Genomic DNA, 18,550 nt, shown 5'->3' with positions numbered 1-18,550 from the left:
ACCTGTCAAATAAACGAGTTTTTCATCTGCCTTTCATATCTGTTCCACATATTTACGCTTAATCTTGAACGCAGCACTTCATAGCAAACCGCGCTATATCGTCTAACCTATTGATTATGCTTCACCTTTGGCGCTGATTTTAAATCTGCGGACCGGGCGTTTGCCCAATGACTGCTGCTGCTTCCACGCTCCAAGTTGCTCTAACCCCGAGGTCATGAATCTTTGAAACCCTACCCTATTCATTGCGTGTCGATCGTTATCCCGGTCTACAACGAACAAGAGAGCCTGCCTGAATTGCTGCGTCGCACGACGGCAGCCTGCAAGCAACTGGCCTACGAATACGAAATCATCCTGGTGGATGACGGTAGCCGCGACAATTCGGCCCAATTGCTGGAAGACGCCGCCGCTGAAGACGGCAGCAACGTGGTGGCGGTGATCCTCAACCGTAACTACGGCCAGCATGCGGCGATCATGGCCGGTTTCGAGCAGTGCCGAGGCGAAGTGGTGATTACCCTCGACGCCGACCTGCAGAACCCGCCCGAAGAAATCCCGCGCCTGGTAGAACAAGCCGCTCTGGGTTACGACGTGGTTGCCACGGTGCGCAACAACCGCCAGGACTCGGCGTTCCGCCGTTGGCCTTCGCGCCTGATCAACCTGGCCGTACAACGTTCCACCGGCGTGGCCATGACCGACTACGGCTGCATGCTGCGCGCCTATCGCCGCACCATCGTCGATGCGATGCTCGCCTGCCGTGAACGCAGCACCTTTATCCCGATCCTGGCCAACGGCTTTGCCCGCCACACCACGGAAATCCTGGTCCATCACGCCGAGCGCGAACACGGCGAATCCAAATACAGCGCCATGCGCCTGGTCAGCCTGATGTTCGACCTGCTGACCTGCATGACCACGACCCCGCTGCGCCTGCTGTCCATCGTCGGCTTCAGCCTGGCGGCGCTTGGCATGCTGTTCGCCTTCGCCCTGATCATCATGCGCCTGGTGTTCGGTGCCGGTTGGGCTGGCGATGGCTTGTTCGTGCTGTTTGCGGTGTTGTTCGTGTTCACCGGAGGCCAGTTCATCGGCATGGGGCTCTTGGGTGAATACCTGGGCCGCATGTACAGCGACGTGCGTGCGCGCCCACGCTTCTTTATCGAAAAAGTGCTGCGCAACACGCCGGCAGCACCGGCTCCGGTGGTCGTCGTTGACGGCCTGGTGCCTTCCCATACCTCTACTTCTGCTGATCAGGTCCAATCATGAGTTCAAAAGCTGTTGTATTCGCGTACCACGACATTGGTTGTGCAGGGATTGAAGCGCTGCTCAATACCGGTTACGAAATTGCTGCCGTGTTCACCCATGCCGATGACCCGAAGGAAAACAACTTCTACGGCTCCGTCGCCCAACTGTGCGCGCGCAACGGTATTGCGGTGCACGCCCCGGAAGACGCCAACCACCCGCTGTGGATCGAGCGTATCGCCAAGCTGAACCCGGACTACATTTTCTCGTTCTACTACCGCAACCTGCTGAGCGAGCCACTGTTGGCCACCGCGCGCAAAGGTGCGTTCAACCTGCATGGCTCCTTGCTGCCCAAGTACCGTGGCCGTGCCCCGGCCAACTGGGTGCTGGTCAACGGCGAGACCGAAACCGGCGTGACCCTGCACCGCATGGTCAAGCGTGCTGATGCCGGCGCGATCCTGGCCCAGCAAAAAGTCCTCATCGAGCGCAGCGACACCGGCCTGACCCTGCACGCCAAACTGCGCGACGCTGCCAGCAACCTGCTGCGCGATGCCTTGCCGCAATTGGCCGCCGGCAAACTCGCTGAAACTGCCCAGGACGAAAGCCAGGCCACCTACTTCGGCCGCCGCACCGCCGCCGATGGCAAGCTGGAATGGAAAAAACCAGCTGAAGAACTCTTCAACCTGGTTCGCGCCGTCACCCAACCGTACCCGGGCGCCTTCTGCGCCGTGGGCGAGCACAAGCTGATCGTGTGGCAAGCCGAAGTGCTCAAGGGCAACGAAGGCCTGGCGCCGGGCCGGGTGATCAGCGTCAACCCGCTGCGCATTGCCTGCGGCGAAGACTCCCTGGTGATCAAGTTTGGCCAGCGCAATGACAACGGCCTGTACCTGGCCGGCCCGTCCCTGGCCAACGAACTGGGCCTGGTCGACGGTTCCGTGCTGCGCGGCGCCGAGTCCGGTCGCAAGCCACGCCGTACCCGCGTGCTGATCCTGGGTGTGAACGGTTTTATCGGTAACCACCTGTCCGAGCGTCTGCTGCGTGACGACCGTTACGAAGTCTACGGCCTGGACATCGGCTCCGACGCCATCGAGCGCCTGCGCAGCCATCCGAATTTCCATTACGTGGAAGGCGACATCAGCATCCACACCGAGTGGATCGAGTACCACATCAAGAAGTGCGACGTGGTCCTGCCGCTGGTGGCCATCGCCACCCCAATCGAATACACCCGCAACCCGCTGCGCGTGTTCGAGCTGGACTTCGAAGAAAACCTCAAGCTGGTGCGCTACTGCGTCAAGTACAACAAACGCGTGATCTTCCCGTCGACCTCCGAAGTCTATGGCATGTGCCAGGACCAGTACTTCGACGAGGACACCTCGAACCTGGTGGTGGGCCCGGTCAACAAGCAGCGCTGGATCTACTCGGTCTCCAAGCAACTGCTGGACCGTGTGATCTGGGCCTACGGCGCCAAGGGCCTGAACTTCACCCTGTTCCGTCCCTTCAACTGGATGGGCCCACGCCTGGACCGCCTTGATTCGGCACGTATCGGCAGTTCCCGCGCCATCACCCAGCTGATCCTCAACCTGGTGGAAGGCACGCCGATCCGCCTGTTCGACGGTGGCGAGCAAAAACGCTGCTTCACTGACATCGCCGACGGCATTGAAGCCCTGGCACGCATCATTGATAACGACAACGACGCGTGCAACGGCCAGATCATCAACATCGGCAACCCGGAAAACGAAGCCAGCATCCGCCAGTTGGGCGAAGAGCTGCTGCGTCAGTTCGAAGCGCACCCGCTGCGTGGCAACTTCCCGCCGTTCGCCGGTTTCCGCGACGTTGAGAGCAAGGCGTTCTACGGCACCGGTTACCAGGACGTGGCGCACCGCAAGCCAAGCATCGAAAACGCCAAGCGCCTACTGAACTGGGAGCCGACCGTAGAGATGAGCGAAACCATCGGCAACACGCTGGACTTCTTCTTGCGTGAAGCGATGCTCGAAATCGCGGATAAGCACTAATGCAAGCAGGCCTACGCATCGACGTCGACACCTACCGAGGCACCCGCGAAGGTGTGCCGCGGTTGCTCGAAACCCTGGATGAAGCCTCGGTGAAAGCGACGTTCTTCTTCAGTGTCGGGCCGGACAATATGGGGCGCCACTTGTGGCGCCTGATCCGTCCGCAATTCCTTTGGAAGATGCTGCGTTCCAATGCGGTAGGCCTGTATGGCCTGGATATCCTGCTGGCCGGCACGGCCTGGCCGGGCAAACCGATTGGCCGTGACCTGGGGCACTTGATGCGCCAGGCCAAGGCGGCTGGGCATGAAGTTGGCCTGCACGCCTGGGATCACCACGGCTGGCAGGCCAACACCGGGCGCTGGAGTGAGGCACAGCTGGTCGAACAGATCCGTCGTGGCGTCGACACCCTCAGCGATATCCTCGGCGAACGCATCGACTGCTCGGCCGCCGCCGGTTGGCGTGCCGACGAGCGCGTGGTGCAAGCCAAGCAAGGGTTCAACTTTCGCTACAACAGCGATTGCCGGGGCACCAGCCTGTTTCGTCCTACCTTGGCCGATGGCAGCGCGGGCACCCCACAAATTCCGGTAGACCTGCCGACCTTCGATGAAGTCGTCGGGCCGGTGGTGGCTGCCAAAGACTTTAATGCGTTCATTCTCGACCGCTTTGCCGCGTCGAAGCTCAACGTCTACACGGTCCACGCAGAAGTAGAAGGGATTCTGATGGCCAATGATTTTCGCCAGTTGCTCGCCCAGGCAGCACAGCGCGGCATCGACTTCAAGCCGCTGGGCGATTTGTTGCCCAGCGACCTGACCACCCTGCCCCAGCAACAACTGGTGCGCGGCACCTTGAGTGGCCGTGAAGGTTGGCTCGGAGTGCAGCAGGCATGATTCGTCGCATGGCCCTGCCTTTGCTCCTGTTGGCGTTTGGCGTGTTTTACCTGCTGCCGCTGGCCACTCACGGCCTGTGGATTCCGGATGAAACCCGTTACGCGCAGATCAGCCAGGAAATGCTGTTGACCGGCAACTGGGCCTCGCCACACTTCATGGGCATTCGCTACTTCGAGAAGCCTGCAGCGGGCTACTGGATGATCGCGCTGGGCCAGGCGATTTTCGGGCAAAACCTGTTTGGCGTGCGGTTTGCGTCGGCCTTGAGCACCGGCCTGAGCATTCTGCTGGTGTATCTGGTCAGCCGTCGCTTGTGGAATGACCCGCAGAAAACCCTGGTCAGCACCGTGCTCTACATGAGTTTCGTCAGCGTTGCGGCCCTGGGTGGCTATGCCAACCTCGATCCGCAGTTCACCTTCTGGGTGAACCTGACCGGCGTGGCCTTGTGGTTTTGCTTCGACAGCACGACTCGTAAAGGTCGTCTCGGGTCCTGGGCGCTACTCGGTCTGGCCTGTGGCATGGGCTTTATGACCAAGGGTTTTCTGGCCTGGCTGCTGCCGGTGTTGATCGCCCTGCCCTACGCGATCTGGCAGAAGCGTTTGCGTGAGCTGCTGGGTTACGGCGTGGTCGCCGTGATCGTGGCGATCGTCGTGAGCGTGCCGTGGGCGTTGGCGGTGCACCTGCAAGAGCCGGACTACTGGCACTTCTTCTTCTGGCACGAGCATATCCAACGCTTCGCCGGCGACGATGCGCAGCATGCCGAGCCGTTCTGGTACTACCTGCCGTTGCTGGTTGCGTTCAGCCTGCCGTGGGTCGCCCTGTTGCCGTCCACCCTAAAACAGGCGTGGCTGGACAAGCGCAGCGCGAAAACCGGCTTTGTGTTGCTGTGGCTGCTGATGCCCCTGGCGTTTTTCAGCTTGGCCAAGGGCAAGCTGCCCTCCTACATCATGCCGTGCCTGCTGCCGCTGGCCTTGCTGATGGGCAATACCCTGGCCGACAAGCTGGCCCAGGGCCGCTACCGGGCATTGCGTATCAACGGCTGGCTGAACCTCGTCATTGGCGTGGTGGTGCTGCTGGCGCTGAGCTGGTTCCAACTGAAAAAACCGGTATACGAGCACGGCCAGGAAACCCTCAGCCTGGTGCTGGTGTTCACCTTCCTGTTCGGTTGGATCCTGGTCAACTTGCTGCAGGCCGCGCAGCCATTGCGCTGGTGGGCTGCCCCCATACTTGGCAGTGGGTTGATGGTCGCGTTGTTGCCGGCCGCGTTGCCGCACTCGGTGGTGTACAACAAGACCCCGGATCAATTCATCATCGACCACCTGCAGGAACTGCAACCCGCCACCGCGTTGCTGAGCAATGACCTGGGCGCGGCGTCGGCGCTGTCGTGGCGTCTGGCACGCCCGGACGTGACGCTCTATAACACCGTTGGCGAAGTCAAATACGGCCTCGCCTACCCGGATGCCGGGGACCACAAGATAGACACCACCCAAGTCCAGCAATGGATGAGTGATGCGCGCCGGAAAGGTCCGGTCGGCGTGGTGATGCGCGTCAAGGGTGACGATGAAATCGCCGAAGTGGCGCTGCTGCCAGGTGACGGCAAGCGCTATGAGCAAGGCAACATCGTGATTCTGATCTTCCCGCAGGTGAACCCATGATCACCCTGCTACTGCTATTGGCCGCCTGCCTGCTGACGTGCATGGGCCAGGTCTCACAGAAGTTCGCCGTGGAAAGCTGGCGCGACCTGCCGGATGGCTGGGCGTTGAAGCTACGCTCGCCGTGGTTGTGGTCGGCGCTGGTGTGCCTGGGCCTGGGCCTGCTGGTGTGGCTACTGGTGTTGCAGCGCCTTGAAGTGGGCATTGCCTACCCCATGCTCAGCCTGAATTTCGTGCTGGTCACACTGGTGGCGCGGTTTGTCTTTCATGAGCCCATCGACGGCCGTCACTGGCTGGGTGTAGCGCTGGTGATCGGCGGTGTCGTGCTGTTGGGGCGCCACGTATGAGCCGGGTACAAGGTTTTGCCTTGGCCTTGGGCAGCGTCGGCCTGGTCAGTGCCGCCCAGTTGGGCATGCGCTGGAGCATGACGCGCCTGCCGCAGCCCAATGAATGGCTCACGGCAAGCATTGACCTCGGTGCACTGGGTGTCGTCATGCTGGCGATCCTCGCCTATGCGCTGTCGATGCTCTGCTGGCTCGGCGCGCTCAAGCAGCTGCCGCTGGGCCGCGCCTATTCGCTGTTGAGCATCAGCTACGCCCTGGTGTACCTGCTGGCGGCCAGCCTGCCAGTGTTCAATGAAGATTTTTCCGCTTCAAAAACCCTGGGGGTGGCGCTTGTCATCCTCGGTGTGCTGGTTATCAACTCTCGTCGTGCTAGCGCTACAAGTCCCAGGAATGCCCCATGAAAATCAGTGTATTTGGTAGTGGTTACGTCGGTCTGGTGCAGGCCACCGTGTTGGCCGAAGTCGGTCACGATGTCATCTGCATGGACGTCGATCAAAACAAGGTCAAGCTGCTGCAGCAAGGCCATGTGAGCATCTTCGAGCCGGGGCTCGCGGCGATGGTGAAAGAGAACCTGGAGAGCGGGCGCCTGCATTTCACCTTTGATGAAAAGCTGGCCGTCGAGCATGGGGAAGTGCTGTTTATCGCCGTGGGCACGCCTTCGGATGAGGACGGCTCGGCTGACCTTAAATACGTGCTGTCAGTCGGCGATGCAGTGGCGCGTCACCGCAAGGAACCGGTGATCCTGGTGGAAAAGTCCACCGTACCTGTCGGCACCGGCGACACCCTGCGCGCGCATATCGAGAAAGCCCTGCACCTGGCCGGCCGGCACCTGGAGTTCGATATCGTCTCCAACCCGGAATTTCTCAAGGAAGGCTCGGCCGTGGCCGACTGCCGCCGCCCGGACCGCATCATCATCGGCTGCGAGCGCGAAGAAGTGCGTGATGTGATGCGTGACCTGTACGCGCCGTTCAATCGCAACCACGACCGCATCATCTTCATGGACCTGCGCAGCGCCGAACTGACCAAATACGCCGCCAACTGCATGCTCGCGACCAAGATCAGCTTTATCAACCAGATCGCCGAGCTGGCTGAACACTTGGGCGCGGACATCGAAGCCGTGCGTCTTGGCATCGGCGCCGACTCGCGCATTGGTTACCACTTCATCTACCCCGGTTGTGGCTACGGCGGCTCATGCTTCCCCAAAGACATGCGCGCCCTGATCCACAGCGCCAAGCAAGCCCACTGCTCCAGCGACCTGCTCGAAGCGGTGGAGGCCATCAACCAGCGCCAGAAGAGCAAGCTGTTCGAGCGGGTCAACGCGTACTTCAAGGGCAACCTGCGCGGCAAGACCTTCGCGCTGTGGGGCTTGGCGTTCAAGCCCAACACCGACGACATGCGTGATGCGCCAAGCCGCGTGCTGATGGAAGCGTTGTGGGCCGCCGGTGCGAATGTGCGTGCGTTCGACCCGGAAGCCATGCAGGAAACCCAGCGCCTTTACGGCGATGACCCACGACTGATGCTCATGGGCACCCCGGAGTCCACCCTGGGCGGGGCTGATGCGCTGATCGTCTGCACCGAATGGCAACAGTTCAAGGCGCCGGACTTCGACCTGATCCACCAACGCCTGAAAACCCCGGTGATCTTTGACGGTCGCAACCTTTACGACGGCGAACGTCTGGCGCGTAAAGGCTTCCAGTACTACCCGATTGGCCGCGGCGACTCGTGCAACTTGCCGATTCCCCAGCAGCAGTGGCTGCCACAGGTTGTGGAAGCCTGAGACGTGAACAAAGCTCAACCGCCCTTGTTAAATCCAACGATCCGCCGCCAATCCCTCGTTTTGGGGTTGCTGGCGTTGTTGCTGTTTATCGCCGGCAGCTGGCACCAGGCGATTATTGGCTTCGACTCACGCTTCGTGGTGTTCGCCCAGGAGATGTTGCGCCATGGGCCTAGCTTTTTCCCCACCACTTACGGGCAGCCCTATGCAGATTACCTGGCCACTTCGACACTGCTGACGTGGCTGCTGTCCTTGCCATTGGGCCAGGTCACCAGCTTTACCGCTTGGCTGCCCACGGCGATTGCCTCGGCGTTTATCGTCACCCTGGTGTATCGACTGACGGCGCCCTACTCCCAGCGCTGGGGTCTGCTGAGCATTGCAATACTCTTGCTAAGCAGCACGTTTATCAGCGAAACCCGCTCGGTGTCCCTCGACCAGATGCTGGCCGCGATCGCCTTGGCGGTGTTCTACCTGGGTTATGCCCATGACCACTTCGGTGCGGGAAAACGCCTGCACTGGCTGTACCTGTTGCTGATTGTCGGCTTTGCCGTCCGCGGGCCGATTGGCCTGGTCATCCCCACTGGCGTGTTGTGCAGCTACTATCTGATCAACCGGCAATGGCGCCAGCTGTTCAGCTTCGGCCTACTCGCGCTGGCGTTACTGGGGGCGTGTGTTGGCCTGTTGTTGCTGATGGCCAAGCTGAGTGGCGGCGAAGGCTTCATGCAGGACGTGATCCGCATGCAGTTCCTTGGACGCATGGATGGCCGCGAAGGCTCCAGTGGCGTGTTGTATTACTTCACCAGTTCCCTGGGCAACTATGCCATGGCGTACCCAATGGCACTGTTGGTGCTGCTGGCGATGCTGATCAGCGGGCGGCGTGCCCCGGGGCCGGCGTTGCAGTTGGTGTGGTACTGCGCGGCCGCAGGGCTTCTGGTGATGCTCGGCCTGTCGATTCCCCAGGCCAAAAAGGCGCGTTATGTGCTACCGATGTTGCCCATGGCGGCGATTATTGCGGCGTATCCCTTCCACGTGGCGCACGGGCGGCTCTTCGCCTGGCTGCGCGGGTTGATGCTGGGTATCTGGACGGCGTTACCGACGCTTTTGATTGCCGGGTTGCTGTTCGCGAGACCGCGCTATCCGGAACAAATGAGCCATATTGGCTGGGTGCTCGGCGTGCTTGGGGGGCTGCAGGTTCTGTCGCTGCTGGCGTTGTTCAAGACGCGGCTGCGCCCGGTCGGACCAGCGTTTACAGGCGTATTGGCGGTCTGGGCCACCTATATTCTGGTGGTCGAACCGCTGGAACGCAGTGTCTACGACACCCGCACCTTTACCCTTCAGGTCCATGAGCAGGTGATGCAACAACGGGCGCCGGTGGTTTTGCACGGTTTGGGCAAGGACGCCAAGGCCATCAAATACATGGTCAACGTCGACTGCGACCAAGTGCCGTTGTTCACCCAGCAAGCGGCCGACTTGAAGCCGATCCAAGGGCCCGCCTGGTTGGTGATGAGCGCTGCGGACTACGAAGGCCTGACGGACCCGCGCTTTCGCTCCATCACCCCAACCCTGGCCGGTGAATTCGACCACAACCCTTACGTGCTACTGCACCTGGCGAAAACCGCGCAACCTTGACCCCTGCGCCGGCGCTCCCGGTGCAGAAAACTCCTACGTAGCTTTACGTAATGGCTGGTGCCTTTTCCCTTTCCTGTGCCCAAAACCCGACTGTAAACTCGCCTGGGAGCGGTATTTATTTACCGCCACAGGCCATGGGTCATAACAAGGACGAGAGGACAACACCGTGCCAGATCATGTTTCGCTTGATAAGTCTGCCCTGACCCGTGCCGAAGTGCATGTCGGCTACGTGTCCATGCTGCCTTTGGACCGGCTGATGGGGTTGCGCGATGCCTTGGTGGCATTGAAAGGGCCGTTGGCCAGTGAGCCGGGGCTACAGGAAAGCCTTCACCGACGTTTTTTGGACGAAGAAACCTGCAATCGCGTGCTCGGTAAGGTCTGTTGCTCTCTGCCCAATTAATGCCGTTACAATTCATTATTATTGCACTCAAGCTTCATTAATATGCATTGGCACCCTTTCTTCAAGGTCGGCACACTGCAGAGGTTTCTTCCCCCAACGGTTGGAACGCTCAAAGGGCTTTTCCGGGCAACCAGACAAGCCTTTTTTTTGCCCGCTGTTTATGGACCCTCTTCAATGCTCGCTCGCTGGCTCCCCGCTGCAATCAACACCCGCCCCACCGAATGGAGCCGTGCCGCCATCGGTATGGCCGTGGGCACACTCTTCAGTGTCTGGTTATGCGCCCAAGTGTTTGGCATGGAGGTCGCATTGCACCTGCTTGGCCCGCTCGGCGCTTCGGCCGTGTTGCTGTTCGCCGTGTCATCGGGTGCATTGGCGCAGCCCTGGTCGATCATCGGCAGCTACCTCTGCGCGGGTGTCGTCGCCCTGATGGTGACCCGAGTTCTCGGCCCTTCCCTGGGTGGCGCCTGCCTGGCGGCGGGCATCACGGTGGTGCTGATGTGCTGGCTGCGCTGCCTCCACCCGCCGGCCGGTGGCCTGGCCATGACGCTGGTATTGGCTGACCCGGCGTCCGCAGCGCTGGGTTGGTATGAGTTAGGCGCCGTGCTACTCGGTGCCGGCGCCTTGTTGGCCTGCGCATTGGCTTATAACAATGCCACGCGCACGCGCTATCCCAAAGGCGCCGCTGAATCACCGGCCACCCTCTTGCCCCACCCTAACGCTGATCGAGACCCCGCCATCACCGCCGCCGATTTAAAACACGCGCTGGCCGAAATGGAGCAATTTTATGACGTGGAGCCCATAGCGCTGGAACAACTGATCCACGCAGCCGAAACCCACGCCAGGCGCCGCAGTATTGGTGACGTGCTGGCGAGTCGGGTGCCTTGAGTCCATCGCCCACTCGCTGCATAAATGCAAAAACGACCTGCATGATTGAAGGTTGTACTGGGCAAATTTGCACTGGTACGATCAAGGGATGTTTCGTTCGCGAACATCTTGATAAAGAACAATAAAAGCAGGGAGTTATCGATGACTGCTCAGGTTTCAACCGAGACAAGCCACGCAGATACGCATCAGCACGTAGTGCTCGCCGAGATTCGCAACCATATCGGCCACCTCACCCTCAATCGCCCCGCCGGCTTGAATGCCATCACCCTGGACATGGTGCGCCGCCTGGCGTCCCAATTGCAGGCGTGGGCCGATGACCCGCAGGTGCACGCCGTGGTCCTGCGCGGCGCGGGCGAGAAGGCCTTTTGTGCCGGCGGCGATATACGTTCCCTGTACGACAGTTTCAAGAACGGCGACAGCCTGCACCAAGATTTTTTTGTCGAGGAGTACGCGCTGGACCTGGCCGTTCACCATTACCGCAAACCGGTACTGGCGCTGATGGACGGGTTTGTCCTGGGCGGCGGCATGGGCCTGGTGCAGGGCGCCGATTTGCGCGTCGTCACCGAACGCAGTCGCCTGGCGATGCCGGAAGTGGCAATCGGTTACTTCCCTGACGTGGGCGGCAGTTACTTCCTCTCGCGTATCCCCGGCGAGCTGGGCACATACCTGGGCGTCACCGGGGTGCAGATCCGCGCGGCCGATGCGTTGTACTGCGGTTTGGCAGACTGGTATCTCGACAGCGCGAAGCTCGCCGAGCTGGACCAGAAGCTTGATCGTCTGCAATGGCACGACTCACCGCTTAAAGACCTGCAAGGCGTGCTCGCCAAACTGGCTGTGCAGCACTTGCCCGATGCACCGCTGGCCGCTTTGCGCACGGCCATCGACCACTTCTTCGCGCTGCCGGATGTACCGAGCATCGTTGAGCAGCTTCAGGAAGTCACCGTCGCCGATAGCCACGAATGGGCGCTGACCACCGCCAACCTGATGAAAACCCGCTCGCCGCTGGCCATGGCCGTCACCTTGGAAATGTTACGTCGCGGCCGCCGCCTGCCCCTGGAGCAATGTTTTGCCCTGGAGTTGCACCTTGACCGGCAATGGTTCGAACGCGGCGACCTGATCGAAGGTGTTCGCGCCCTGATCATCGACAAAGACAAGAGCCCCCGCTGGAACCCGCCAACCCTGCATGGGCTTGCGCTCAGCCATGTAGAAAGCTTCTTTCATCACTTCAAGAAGGTTGCGAACTAAGCCATGCAAGACATTGAATACACAGAAGAACAAGTGATGATCCGCGACATGGCGCGCGACTTTGCCCGCGGCGAAATCGCCCCCTACGCGCAAGCCTGGGAGAAAGCCGGCTGGATCGACGACGCCCTGGTGGCGAAGATGGGCGAACTGGGCCTGCTGGGCATGGTGGTGCCGGAAGAATGGGGCGGTACGTATGTCGATTACGTCGCCTACGCCCTCGCCGTGGAAGAAATTTCCGCCGGAGACGGTGCCACGGGTGCAGTGATGAGTATCCACAATTCAGTGGGTTGCGGGCCAATCCTCAACTACGGCACAGATGCACAGAAGCAAGCCTGGCTGGCGGACCTGGCCAGCGGCCAAGCGATTGGCTGCTTCTGCCTGACCGAACCCCAGGCCGGTTCTGAGGCCCACAACCTGCGCACCCGTGCCGAACTGCGTGACGGCCAGTGGGTCCTCAATGGCGCCAAGCAGTTCGTCAGCAACGGCAAGCGCGCCAAGCTGGCCATTGTGTTCGCCATGACCGACCCGGAGCTGGGCAAGAAAGGCATTTCAGCGTTCCTGGTGCCTACGGCAACGCCTGGCTTTGTAGTGGATCGCACCGAGCACAAGATGGGTATCCGCGCTTCGGACACCTGCGCCGTCACCCTCAACCAATGCACGGTGCCTGAGGCCAACCTGCTCGGCGAGCGTGGCAAGGGGCTGGCGATTGCCCTGTCCAACCTGGAAGGCGGGCGCATCGGCATCGCCGCCCAGGCATTGGGAATCGCCCGTGCGGCGTTTGAGGCGGCGCTGGCGTACGCCCGTGACCGGGTGCAGTTCGACAAGGCAATCATCGAACACCAGAGCGTGGCCAATTTGCTGGCGGACATGCAAACCCAGCTGAATGCAGCGCGCCTGCTGATCCTGCACGCCGCTCGACTGCGCAGCGCGGGCAAGCCATGCCTGTCGGAAGCCTCCCAGGCCAAGCTGTTTGCCTCGGAAATGGCGGAGAAAGTCTGCTCGTCAGCCATGCAGATTCACGGCGGGTATGGGTACTTGGAGGATTACCCGGTGGAGCGTTACTACCGGGATGCGCGGATCACGCAGATTTACGAAGGGACCAGCGAGATTCAGCGGATGGTGATTGCCAGGGAGCTGAAGAATTACATGCTTTAGCAGCCTCAAGTTGAAAGCTGCAAGCGGCAAGTAAAGGGAAGCTGGTTTTTACTTGAGGCTTGCAGCTTGAGGCTAGCAGCTGTTACTTATCTTTGAACTCAGGCGCACGCTTGGCCACAAACGCCGCCATGCCTTCCTTCTGATCCTGCGTTGCAAACGCTGCGTGGAACACTCGGCGCTCAAAGCGCACGCCTTCCGACAGGCTCACTTCAAACGCACGGTTCACGCTTTCCTTGACCATCATGCTGATCGGCACTGATTTGCCGGCAATCAGGGTGGCGACTTTCAGCGCTTCTTCCAGCAATTCATCGGCCGGCACGATACGCGCGACAATTCCACAGCGCTCCGCTTCCACGGCATCGATAAAGCGTCCGGTCAGGCACATTTCCATGGCCTTCGCCTTGCCCACCGCGCGGGTCAGGCGCTGCGTGCCGCCCATGCCTGGCAGTACGCCGAGGTTGATTTCCGGCTGGCCGAACTTGGCGTTATCACCGGCCAGGATGAAGTCGCACATCAACGCCAGTTCGCAACCGCCGCCCAACGCGAAGCCGTTGACCGCGGCAATGATCGGTTTACGACGGTTGGCTACGCGATCGCTGTCGCTGAACAGGTCGTCCAGATAGATCTGCGGGTAGGTCAGCTCGGCCATTTCCTTGATATCGGCGCCGGCGGCAAAGGCCTTTTTCGAGCCCGTCAGCACGATGCAGCCGATTTCGGGGTTGGCTTCCAAGCCATCCAGCGCTTGGTTCAATTCGCTGACCAGTTGCGCATTCAGGGCGTTCAGGGCCTGCGGACGATTGAGGGTAATCAGCCCGACGCGGCCCTGGACTTCGAGCAAGATGGTTTCGTAACTCATGTATCGGCTCCTTAAAGATTGCGTGAGATGACCATGCGCTGGATATCGCTGGTGCCTTCGTAAATCTGGCAGACCCGCACATCGCGGTAGATCCGCTCCAGGGGGAAGTCGCTCAGGTAACCGTAACCGCCGAGGGTTTGCAAGGCGGCCGAGCAGACTTTTTCGGCCATTTCCGAGGCAAACAGCTTGGCCATCGAGGCTTCCACCAGCGCTGGCTTGCCGCTGTCACGCAGGGCGGCGGCGTAATGCACCATCTGCCGGGCAACTGCGATTTGCGTGGCCATGTCGGCCAGGCGAAAGGCCACGGCCTGATGTTCGATGATCGGTTTGCCGAAGCTTTCGCGCTCGCGGGCATAGTCGCGGGCCGCTTCGAAGGCAGCGCGCGCCATGCCGACCGCTTGCGAGGCGATACCCACGCGGCCACCTTCGAGGTTGGCGAGGGCAATCTTGTAGCCTTCGCCCTCCTCACCCAGCCGATTGGCGACCGGCACCTTCAGGTTTTCAAAGAGGATCTGGCAGGTGTCAGACGCATGCTGGCCGAGCTTGTCTTCGACCCGCGCCACACTGTAGCCCGGCGAGTCGGTCGGCACGATAAACGCGCTGATCCCGCGCTTGCCGGCAGTTGGGTCGGTCACGGCAAATACAATCACTACACCGGCGTTCTGCCCAGACGTGATGAATTGTTTGCAGCCGTTCAGCACGTAATGGTCGCCGTCCAGGCGCGCGCGGGTTTTCAGGCTGCTGGCATCGGAACCGGCCTGGGGTTCGGTCAGCGCAAAGGCACCGAGCATCGCGCCGCTGGCGAGGGGTTTGAGGAATCGCTCTTTCTGCTCCTCGTTGCCGAATTTGAGGATCGGTACGCAACCGACTGAGTTGTGCACGCTCATGATGGTCGAGCAGGCACCGTCGCCTGCGGCGATTTCTTCCAGCGCCATGGCGTAAGCCAGGTAACCGGTGTCGCATCCGCCCCACTGCTCCGGCACCAGCATGCCGAAAAAGCCGAGTTCGGCCATTTCACTGATGGCCTCTTTGGGAAAACGGTGCTCGCGGTCCCATTCGGCAGCAAAGGGTTTCAGACGTTCCTGGGCAAATTGCCGGGCCGCGTCGCTGATCTGTCGTTGTTCTTCATTCGCCAGCATGATGATAAGTCCTTAGTACAAGCATTCGACGGCCATGGCTGTGGCTTCACCACCGCCGATGCAAATGGCGGCGACGCCGCGCTTGAGGCCGTTCTGGCGCAGTGCCGAGAGCAGCGTCACTAAAATCCGCGCCCCTGAGGCGCCGATCGGATGGCCCAGGGCGCACGCGCCCCCGTGGATGTTGACCTTGGCGTGGGGGATTTCCAGTTTGCTCATGGTCACCAGGCTGACCACGGCAAAAGCTTCGTTGATCTCGAACAGGTCGACGTCATCCAGGCTCCAGCCGGTCTTGGTCATTAGCTTGCGAATCGCCCCCACCGGTGCCACCGGAAACAGCCCCGGCTCATCGGCAAATGCCGCATGCCCATGGATCACTGCCAGTGGCTTCAGGCCGCGTTTCTCAGCGTCGGACTGGCGCATCAGCAGCAGCGCCGCCGCGCCATCGGAAATCGAGCTGGAGTTGGCCGCCGTGACGGTGCCTCCTTCGCGGAACGCCGGTTTGAGGCTACTGATCTTGTCCAGTTTGGCCTTGGGCGGCTGTTCGTCATGCAGGATGGTTTTCTGCTCTTTGCCCACGGTGACTTGCACCGGGACGATCTCCGCAGCAAAGCTGCCATGGGTGATTGCCTCTTGCGCACGTGTCAGCGAGGCAATGGCGAACGCGTCCTGGGCCTCCCGGGTGAAACCGTTATGCAGGGCGCAATCTTCGGCGAAGGAGCCCATCAGGCACCCCTTGTCGTAGGCGTCCTCGAGGCCGTCGAGGAACATATGGTCAAGTACACGACCGTGTCCCATGCGGTAGCCGCTACGCGCACGGTCCAGCAGGTACGGCGCGTTGGACATGCTTTCCATGCCGCCGGCAATCACCACGTCGACGCTGCCGGCCAGCAGCGAATCATGGGCCAGGATCGTCGCTTCCATGCCCGAGCCGCACATCTTGTTGAGGGTGGTGCAACGGGTGCCCTTGTCCAGCCCGGCACCCAATGCGGCCTGGCGTGCGGGCGCCTGGCCGAGGCCTGCGGGCAGCACGCAGCCAAACAACACTTCATCCACGGCGTCGCTGGCGATACCGGCACGCTCAACGGCGGCACGAATCGCGGCGGAACCCAGCTGCGGCGCGGTCAGGCCCTTGAGGTCGCCCTGGAACCCGCCCATGGGCGTGCGCACGGCGCTGACAATAACAATGGGATCAGTCATGGGGAATACTCCTTACTTGGCAGCCATGCGCAAGGCGCCGTCGAGACGGATCACCTCGCCATTGAGCATGCTGTTTTCAATGATGTGGCGCACCAGCGAAGCGTATTCGGCGGGTTTGCCCAGGCGTGGCGGAAACGGCACGCCGGCGGCCAGGGAGTCGCGCACTTCGGGCGTCATGCCGGCCATCATCGGTGTTTCGAAAATGCCGGGGGCGATGGTCATCACGCGAATGCCAAAGCGCGCCAGCTCACGTGCGGCAGGCAACGTCAGGCTGGCAATAGCGCCTTTGGAGGCGGCGTAGGCTGCCTGGCCGATCTGCCCGTCGAATGCGGCCACGGAAGCGGTATTGATGATCACACCGCGCTCGCCATCGGCATTCGCCTCGGTTTCAGCAATGGCCGCAGCCGCCAGGCGCAGCAGGTTGAAGCTGCCGATCAGGTTGACGTTGATCACTTGGGCAAAACTTGCCAGCCCATGGGGGCCGTTTTTGCCGAGGATTTTTTCGCCACGCACCACACCGGCGCAGTTCACCAGCCCATGCAAACCGCCAAACGCTGCAACCGTGGCCTGCACGGCGGCTTCGGCAGCCGCTTCCTGGCTGATATCCGCCACTGCACTGCGGGCGTTCGAGCCGAGCTGCTGGGCCTTGGCCGCCACCGCGTCGGCGTTGAGGTCCACCAGCATCACTTTGGCACCGGCGGCAATGAGCATCTCAGCGGTAGCCGCACCGAGGCCGGAAGCGCCGCCGCTGACCAGGAAGATTTTGTTTTCAATCTGCATTATTGTTTCCTTGAACGGTCCGAATTGTCGGAATAGTCGCTCTGGAGCGCCACTGCGGCAATGGTCAAAACCTTCAAGCTACCTGACTGTTTTGGCCAGTCATCGCCCCCGCCGATCAACATGCGATGGGGCGCAAGTTTCTCCCGGGTTTGACACCCGCCATGCTCTGACCGAAGCTGACGGCTTTGCATTCCTGCCTTGCTTTCGGACGCCTGCATGTCAAAGTCTCGCCGTTACTTCATCATCGGCCTGTGCGCCCTATTGTCGATTGTGCTGATCTGGTATTTCTCCCGTCCCACCCCGGTGGCCGTACCGGCTGCGATTGCCCATGGTTACTCCATAGCCCTGAAACAGGCGCGCAACGGTGAGCCAGGAGCCGCCCGTGTGCTGTATCAGCAACTCGGCCGGACGGACCTGTCGCCCGAGCGCCGCGCGGCGTTGCACGCCGAACTGCCCAATTACCCTAGCCCTCATGCCTTGAAGCTTGCAGACAAAGACCTGAGCAGCGAATCGGCGCTGGTCCGCGAGGCGGCCATCCATAGCATTGTCGGCCTGGTGCCCACCGGCCAGCGCACGCTGTTACTCGGCCCGGTACTGGATGATCCCGAACAAGCTGTACGATTCACCGCCGCCAACGCCCTGCTGGGTCTGTCCCCCGACACCCTGGGCCTGTACTTCGGGCCTTTGCAGCAGGTGCTGGATGAGTTTGTGAAAGCGCTCAAGGCCCAACCCGAAACGGCCGAAGGCTGGATTCAACTGGCGCGCCTGTACATACACAGCGCACTGTTGCCGCAAGCCCAAAATGCGCTGGCACAGGCGATGCGACTGCAGCCAGACAACCTGCAAGCCGTGGTGGCGCAGATCGAGCTGCTGGACAAACAGGGCAAGACCGACGAGTCCCGGCAGTTACTGGCGCGCCAATTGACGGCGCACCCGGAATCAGCGTATCTGCAACACGCGCTGGGGATGTGGCTGCTGCACCATGGCGAGCGCACCTATGCCCTGCTGGGTCTGTCCAAAGCGGTGGAATTGGAACCGGGCAATCAGGATTACCGCTACGACCTCGCCACTACCCTGCACGCCCAGCAGGAACTGGAAGCCGCCCAGCGACAACTGGAAGAGATCATTCAACGCCACCCCGCCAATCGCAAAGCCCGGGTTTTGCTGGTCAACTATTGGAAGGAAAGCGGCCAGCTCCAGAACGTACAAGTGCTGCTCGCGCAACTGGAACAGCAGAATCCCGACGATCCGGCACTGCAACAGGGTCTATAGCGCGTCGGCAAAGTGTTCTGAAAGCTGACGCACCGCACAAACCTCCTGAAACGGTTGAACCCCCGGAATACACAACGGTCAAGAGAATATGGCGCGTTC

17 protein-coding genes are annotated in these 18,550 nt (G+C 61.1%); 13 read left to right on the top strand and 4 right to left on the bottom strand.

The window, feature by feature from the left end:
* Positions 1–222 precede the first annotated feature (222 nt).
* The 12 genes from arnC (at position 223) to AACY08_RS13565 (ending at position 13,207) form a co-directional block, all read left to right on the top strand.
* A complete protein-coding gene (gene arnC, locus AACY08_RS13620; protein ID WP_339469873.1) occupies positions 223–1,254 on the top strand; it encodes an undecaprenyl-phosphate 4-deoxy-4-formamido-L-arabinose transferase in 1,032 nt (343 codons plus the stop codon).
* A complete protein-coding gene (gene arnA / locus AACY08_RS13615) occupies positions 1,251–3,242 on the top strand; it encodes a bifunctional UDP-4-amino-4-deoxy-L-arabinose formyltransferase/UDP-glucuronic acid oxidase ArnA (RefSeq protein ID WP_339469872.1) in 1,992 nt (663 codons plus the stop codon). The genes arnC and arnA overlap by 4 nt, the downstream gene beginning before the upstream one ends.
* Positions 3,242–4,126 carry a 4-deoxy-4-formamido-L-arabinose-phosphoundecaprenol deformylase gene (gene arnD, locus AACY08_RS13610; RefSeq protein WP_339436348.1) on the top strand — a complete coding sequence of 295 codons (885 nt, stop codon included), beginning with the start codon at positions 3,242–3,244 and terminating at the stop codon, positions 4,124–4,126. Before arnA ends, arnD begins: the two co-directional genes overlap by 1 nt.
* The gene (gene arnT, locus AACY08_RS13605) at positions 4,123–5,778 is read left to right on the top strand and encodes a lipid IV(A) 4-amino-4-deoxy-L-arabinosyltransferase (protein ID WP_339469871.1); all 1,656 of its coding nucleotides are present in this window, start codon (positions 4,123–4,125) and stop codon (positions 5,776–5,778) included. The genes arnD and arnT overlap by 4 nt, the downstream gene beginning before the upstream one ends.
* Positions 5,775–6,122, top strand: coding sequence for a 4-amino-4-deoxy-L-arabinose-phosphoundecaprenol flippase subunit ArnE (arnE, locus tag AACY08_RS13600; RefSeq protein ID WP_339416309.1), 348 nt, complete (start codon positions 5,775–5,777; stop codon positions 6,120–6,122). The genes arnT and arnE overlap by 4 nt, the downstream gene beginning before the upstream one ends.
* A complete protein-coding gene (gene arnF / locus AACY08_RS13595; RefSeq protein WP_339469869.1) occupies positions 6,119–6,520 on the top strand; it encodes a 4-amino-4-deoxy-L-arabinose-phosphoundecaprenol flippase subunit ArnF in 402 nt (133 codons plus the stop codon). Before arnE ends, arnF begins: the two co-directional genes overlap by 4 nt.
* Positions 6,517–7,896 (top strand): UDP-glucose dehydrogenase family protein, encoded by a 1,380-nt coding sequence (locus AACY08_RS13590; RefSeq protein WP_339469868.1) that lies wholly within the window; start codon positions 6,517–6,519, stop codon positions 7,894–7,896. Before arnF ends, AACY08_RS13590 begins: the two co-directional genes overlap by 4 nt.
* Before the next feature lie 3 nt (positions 7,897–7,899).
* Positions 7,900–9,522, top strand: coding sequence for an ArnT family glycosyltransferase (locus tag AACY08_RS13585; RefSeq protein WP_339469867.1), 1,623 nt, complete (start codon positions 7,900–7,902; stop codon positions 9,520–9,522).
* 166 nt (positions 9,523–9,688) lie between these two features.
* Positions 9,689–9,922 (top strand): hypothetical protein, encoded by a 234-nt coding sequence (locus AACY08_RS13580; protein WP_339470050.1) that lies wholly within the window; start codon positions 9,689–9,691, stop codon positions 9,920–9,922.
* Between the two features lie 174 nt (positions 9,923–10,096).
* Complete coding sequence (locus tag AACY08_RS13575) at positions 10,097–10,807, top strand: HPP family protein (protein WP_339469866.1); 711 nt, start codon at positions 10,097–10,099, stop codon at positions 10,805–10,807.
* 141 nt (positions 10,808–10,948) lie between these two features.
* Positions 10,949–12,052 carry an enoyl-CoA hydratase/isomerase family protein gene (locus tag AACY08_RS13570; protein ID WP_339469865.1) on the top strand — a complete coding sequence of 368 codons (1,104 nt, stop codon included), beginning with the start codon at positions 10,949–10,951 and terminating at the stop codon, positions 12,050–12,052.
* A 3-nt stretch (positions 12,053–12,055) separates the two neighbouring features.
* Positions 12,056–13,207 (top strand): acyl-CoA dehydrogenase family protein, encoded by a 1,152-nt coding sequence (locus AACY08_RS13565; RefSeq protein WP_339469863.1) that lies wholly within the window; start codon positions 12,056–12,058, stop codon positions 13,205–13,207.
* Between the two features lie 82 nt (positions 13,208–13,289).
* On the opposite strand, the gene AACY08_RS13560 is transcribed toward AACY08_RS13565, so the two are convergent.
* The 4 genes from AACY08_RS13560 to AACY08_RS13545 are packed head-to-tail and all read right to left on the bottom strand — an operon-like array spanning position 13,290 to position 17,179.
* Positions 13,290–14,063: an enoyl-CoA hydratase gene (locus AACY08_RS13560; protein ID WP_065873077.1), complete on the bottom strand. Its 774-nt coding sequence runs from the start codon at positions 14,061–14,063 to the stop codon at positions 13,290–13,292.
* 11 nt (positions 14,064–14,074) lie between these two features.
* On the bottom strand, positions 14,075–15,202 hold the full coding sequence (locus AACY08_RS13555) for an acyl-CoA dehydrogenase (RefSeq protein ID WP_339469862.1): 1,128 nt from the start codon (positions 15,200–15,202) through the stop codon (positions 14,075–14,077).
* A 12-nt stretch (positions 15,203–15,214) separates the two neighbouring features.
* Positions 15,215–16,399: an acetyl-CoA C-acyltransferase gene (locus AACY08_RS13550; RefSeq protein WP_339469861.1), complete on the bottom strand. Its 1,185-nt coding sequence runs from the start codon at positions 16,397–16,399 to the stop codon at positions 15,215–15,217.
* 12 nt (positions 16,400–16,411) lie between these two features.
* On the bottom strand, positions 16,412–17,179 hold the full coding sequence (locus tag AACY08_RS13545) for an SDR family NAD(P)-dependent oxidoreductase (protein ID WP_339469859.1): 768 nt from the start codon (positions 17,177–17,179) through the stop codon (positions 16,412–16,414).
* A gap of 216 nt (positions 17,180–17,395) precedes the next feature.
* Between AACY08_RS13545 and AACY08_RS13540 the strand changes: the two genes are divergently transcribed.
* Positions 17,396–18,451, top strand: coding sequence for a tetratricopeptide repeat protein (locus tag AACY08_RS13540; protein ID WP_339469858.1), 1,056 nt, complete (start codon positions 17,396–17,398; stop codon positions 18,449–18,451).
* The last annotated feature ends 99 nt before the right edge of the window (positions 18,452–18,550 follow it).

Source organism: Pseudomonas sp. EL_65y_Pfl1_R83, assembly GCF_963970695.1.
In the GTDB taxonomy this organism is placed as follows: domain Bacteria; phylum Pseudomonadota; class Gammaproteobacteria; order Pseudomonadales; family Pseudomonadaceae; genus Aquipseudomonas; species Aquipseudomonas tritici.
Note: the sequence above shows the minus strand (reverse complement) of the source record. Positions and strands in the feature narration are given on the sequence as shown.